This window comes from Candidatus Accumulibacter vicinus (assembly GCF_000584955.1).
Classification (GTDB): Bacteria; Pseudomonadota; Gammaproteobacteria; order Burkholderiales; family Rhodocyclaceae; genus Accumulibacter; species Accumulibacter vicinus.
Genome location: NZ_JDSS02000039.1, coordinates 2,351 through 7,214, shown reverse-complemented (window position 1 = coordinate 7,214; position 4,864 = coordinate 2,351). Strand labels below are relative to the sequence as shown.

The 4,864-nt window shown below is 61.3% G+C and carries 5 protein-coding genes; all 5 read left to right on the top strand.

Features of this window, described 5'->3' with window-relative positions; all coding sequences use genetic code 11:
* Window positions 1-261 (top strand): hypothetical protein (locus CAPSK01_RS17340; protein ID WP_273703968.1); only part of this gene is annotated, 261 nt, incomplete at its 5' end.
* A gap of 269 nt (window positions 262-530) precedes the next feature.
* Window positions 531-1,769, top strand: coding sequence for an RNA-guided endonuclease TnpB family protein (locus CAPSK01_RS17335; RefSeq protein ID WP_273703967.1), 1,239 nt, complete (start codon window positions 531-533; stop codon window positions 1,767-1,769).
* 157 nt (window positions 1,770-1,926) lie between these two features.
* Entirely contained in the window at window positions 1,927-2,130 is a 204-nt protein-coding gene (locus CAPSK01_RS17330; RefSeq protein ID WP_034929654.1) for a hypothetical protein, read from the top strand.
* A complete protein-coding gene (locus CAPSK01_RS17325) occupies window positions 2,123-3,595 on the top strand; it encodes a phage portal protein (RefSeq protein ID WP_273703966.1) in 1,473 nt (490 codons plus the stop codon). Before CAPSK01_RS17330 ends, CAPSK01_RS17325 begins: the two co-directional genes overlap by 8 nt.
* 2 nt (window positions 3,596-3,597) lie before the next feature.
* On the top strand, window positions 3,598-4,864 hold a 1,267-nt coding region (locus CAPSK01_RS23760; RefSeq protein ID WP_273703965.1), incomplete at its 3' end, for a head maturation protease, ClpP-related.

Below are 4,864 nucleotides of genomic sequence, written 5' to 3'. Positions count from 1 at the left end.
GACGCCGATTTGCTCACCGATGCCGAAATCCTGCTCCAGCAACAGGGCGTGGCTGCCAGCATCATCGAGCGGATTATTGCCGAATTGCGCTCCCGGTACGGCGGAGATCGGCACTACATTCAGCGCCTTGAACGTCAGCGCCGCAACGAGGCGATTGCCACCGATTTGTCCAACGGGTTGCCGGTAGAGACCGTCGCCAAGCGGCGGGGTTGCTCGATCACCACGGTCAGGCGGGTCAGCAGGAATGAATGGCCGCTCTAACGCCATTTTTGCCTTATTTTGTCGCGCATCTGGCGGCACACTCCGCCTGTACGCATGAGTTTTTACCCTCACACTGAAGCCCGGCAGGGATGCCGGGCGACCCCGCCGGTCGAAGAAGGGATTGCGTAGGCCCTTGTCGCTCGCCAGCCAAGAGGCGATGCGAGCGACTGCCGGAGCAGCCCGTCCGGCGGTGATTGACGTGCTATCCGCGCCGGTTTTTTGGGGCGGTTCGCGCCCCAGCAGAGGGTTGAATCAGCGATACTGACAGCATGACCACGAAACAACGCGCCTATAAATTTTACTTTGAACCGACTCCAGAACAGCGTCATCAACTGGCGGTGGAGTTTGGCAACGCCCGCTTTGTCTGGAATCGCTGCTTGGAGTTGCGAACGAAGGCCTGGGAAGAGCGCCAAGAACGAAATAACTACGTGTCGCTGAACAAACAGGTCACAGCCTGGAAGCGCGGCGAATTCCCCTGGTTGGCCGACTCCTCGTCGGGCGCGTTGACGCAATGTCTGATCGACCAGGATAAAGCGTTTCAAAACTTCTTTCGCCGCGTTAAGGCGGGCCAGAAACCCGGCTATCCCCGTTTCAAATCCCGTTATGACCGCCAATCGGTGCGATATCAACTGGATCAACGCCATATTGCCAGCACGTTTAGTGCGGGTGAATTTCTGAAACTGCCCAAGCTGGGCTATTTGAAGATTCGCTGGTCGCAAGTTCCGGCAGGCATCCCCAAAATGGCGACGGTCAGTAAGACCCCCGACGGGCGTTATTTCGTGAGCTTTGCCTGTGAAGTCGCCATTGACGTGTTGCCCTTGACCGGCGTCGCCTTGGGTCTGGATTTGGGGATCAAGGATGTGGTGGTTGCCAGCGACGGCGTGAAAAGCGGCAATCCGCGCCATTTAAAGAAGCAGTTGCGGCACCTGAAAAAGCAGCAACGGCGCTTGAGCCGGATGCAAAAAGGCAGCAACCGCCGTCGCCGGCAGCGGGGCAAGGTTGCCAGGATTCACGCCCATATCGCCGCCATGCGATCCGACTTTCTGCACAAGACCACCACGGCCTTGATTCGCCGTGCGGACACCCTGGCGCTGGAAAATTTGAATGTCGGCGGCATGATGAAGAATCATCACCTTGCGGGCGCGATAGCCGATGTCGGCATGGGCGAATTCCGGCGGCAAATTGAATACAAAGCCGCGTGGTACGGGCGCAAAGTGATCATCGCCGACCGCTTTGCGCCGACCAGTAAGACCTGTTCCCACTGTGGGAGCTATCGCAAGAAGATGCCGCTGTCGGTTCGTGAATGGACCTGTCCCGACTGTGGAACACGACATGACCGCGACGTGAACGCGGCCCAAAATATCTATCGCTTTGCAACCGGCGGGGAGCCGGGGATTGCGCGTGGAGGGAGCTTGAACTTGTCTGATCATCGATCAGGCACTCCCGTTGAAGCGCGAACCGATGCCAAAAAATTCACCGAAGCTGACCGTAGGGAACGGGCAGCGTAGGTGAAAGGCGCGGATTCCAAACGCAGTGGCTAAACAAGATCAGACTGTAAACCACCAACCCAGCCTCGCAAGCGGCTTTTTCCCGTGCGCCATTTTTGCCTTATTTTGGACAGCCTCCTGTTTTACCCTGTGCGTCCCCCTCCCACGAGTCTGACGCATGGCCTTCAGTTCCGAACACATCGCCGCCCTGGAAGCCGCCATCGCCTCTGGACAGTTGCGCGTCCAGATGGGCGACATGGTGATCCAGTATCAGACCGGCGCGGACCTCCAAAACGCCCTGCGCATGGCCCGCGCCGATCAAGCCAGCGCCAGCAACACCGACCCCTTGCGCTACCGCGTTGCGAGGGGCTGCGATGGGTAACTTTTTTCAACGCCTCGGCGAACTGTTCCGCCGCCCCGCGCCCCGCGTCACCGCCCGCTACGAACTCAAGCCGCATCGCAGCAACAGCGATGCCCGCGATGGCAACAGCACCGTCTACGATGTCGGCCCCAAGCTACGGCAATACGCCCGCCACCTCGACCAAAACCATGACCTGGTCAAGGGCGCTCTCGACCGCCTGACGCAATTCATCGCCGGCCCCAACGGCATCAGCGTCGAACCGCAACCTCGCACCTTCGGCGGCGAAGTCCATACCGAATTTGCCGCGCAACTGCTGGAAGCCTGGCGCGACTGGGCGCAAAAACCGGAAGTCACCTGGACGCATGACTGGGCCGCCTGCCAGCGGCTGCTGTGCCGGTCCTGGCTGCGCGACGGTGAAGCCCTGATTTCCCTGATTTTCGGCAATCGTCCTGATCTGGATCACGGCACTCGCGTCCCCTTTAGCGTGGAACTGATCGAGGCTGATTTCCTGCCGTTCAACAACAGCGACACTAACGGCCTGCGCATCCTGCAATCGGTGGAACTCAACGGCTGGAATCGCCCGATTGCTTATTGGCTCTACAAAGAACATCCCGGCGGTCTGCTTCGCACCGACTACAAACTGAAGCGAGTCAGCGCCGACAGCCTGCTGCACCTCAAACTCACGGATCGCATCGGCCAGATTCGCGGCGTGTGCAAGTTCGCCAGCGCCTTGCAGCGGATGAACGGCATCTACAAATACGAAACTGCCGAGATGGTGGCCGCCGAAATCGCTGCCAGCCTCACCGGCGCGCTGAAAACCGAGAACGCCAGCATCGGCCCGTCGAATGAACTGGAAGGCCCGCGCACCTTTGATATTCAGCCCGGCATGATTCTGGACAATCTGCGCCCCGGCGAATCGCTCGACATTTTCAGCAGCAACCGCCCCTCCGCGACCGTCGAGCCGTTCCGCAACGGCCAACTGCGCGCCGCCTCCGCCGGGTTTGGTCTGAGCTATTCCGCCATGTCGCGGGACTACGGCAGCGGCTCTTACTCGGCACAACGGCAAGAGCTGGTTGAGCAATTCGACGCCTACCGCATCCTGAGCAACCAATTCATCAGCCAGGTCACGCGCCCGATCTGGCAGCGGTTTGTCACCTCGGCAATTGCCGCAGGCGTTGTTCGCCAGCCCCGCGATCTCGACCCGCTCACCCTCGATGACGCCAGTTATCAGCCGCCGGTGATTCCCTGGATCGATCCGCTCAAAGAAGCCAACGCCAACAACGCCATGCTCGCGGACTACCTGACCAGCCCGCAGACCCTGATCCGGCAGCGCGGCGGCAATCCCGACGAAGTGCTGAACAACTGGCAGCAATGGAACGCCAAGCTCGCCGCTCGCAACTTGACGCCACCTGCTCCTAAACAACCCGCTAACCCACCGGTCCGGCCTGTTGACGCCGGAATGCCCGCGTATCTGATGGATGCCTAACCATGACGGCCCCTTACTACCGCATCACCGCTCGCGGCCCGACCGCCGCCGACATCCGCATTGACGGCCCAATCGGCGAATCCTTTTGGGATGAAACCGTCACCGCCCGCGCTTTCATCGCCGAACTGGGCGGCCTCAAAGGCCGGGAATTAACCGTCTACATCAATTCGCCGGGCGGCAGCGTCATGGACGCCACCGCGATCTACAACGCCCTGCAACGCCACGATCAACCGGTCAGCATCGTTGTAGACGGCTGGGCGCTCAGCGCGGCCAGCCTGATCGCCATGGCCGGGCAAACCCTGACGATGGGCAGCGGGTCGCTGCTGATGCTGCACAACCCGTCTACCGCCCTGTTCGGCAACGCCGCCGATCACCGCAAACTCGCCGACACGCTGGATACCGTCGCTGCGGGAATGCGCGAAGCCTACGTCGCCAAGACCGGCGCGGACGCCGCCACCGTTGCCGGCTGGCTCGATGCCGAAACCTGGTTTACCGCCGATGAAGCCATGGCCGCCAAGCTCGCTGACGCCAAAACCGAACGCACCCAGCCGTTTAGCCCCGCGCCGCCGACTGCGCATTTCAAAAACCTCCCGACGGCGATAGCCGCCACGCTAAACCTTTCTCAGGAAATCCCCATGAATGAAGCCCCCACTATCCCCGCTGAAGCCCCGGACATCGCCGCGATTAAAGCCGCTTCCGCCGCTGAAGCGGTCGCCAAAGATCGCGCCCGCAGCGCCGAAATTCGCGCCATGATTGCCCCGTTCCTCAAGATTCACCCCGAACAGCGCGAAGCGTTTACCGCGCTGGCGGATCGCCTGGTGACGGACGGAACCGCTATCGAAGCCGCCCGCAAGCAGTTCCTGGACGCACTCGGCGCGGCCTCTCCCGGCCCGCTGGCGGCTGGACAAGGCTGCAATCCGACCGGCGTCGGTAGCGGAATGCGCCCTATCGCACTCGGTCTGGATGAAACCGACAAGTTTCGCGCCGCCGCCGCCGATGCGCTGCTGATCCGTGCGGGCCTGCTGAAGAACGATCCCACCAATGGCTTGCGGGGAATGCGCCTGTCGCGCCTGGCGGAAACCTGCGCGCAACGCGCCGGGCTGGATGTTGGCACCTTCGGGCAAAACGAAATGGCGATGGTGAAAGCGGCCATTACCCACACCACCAGCGATTTCCCCGTCATCCTGGAAAACGTGTTGAACAAGACCCTGCTCGATACCTACGCAGTGGCCGCCGACACCTGGAACAAATGGTGCGCCGTCGGTAGCG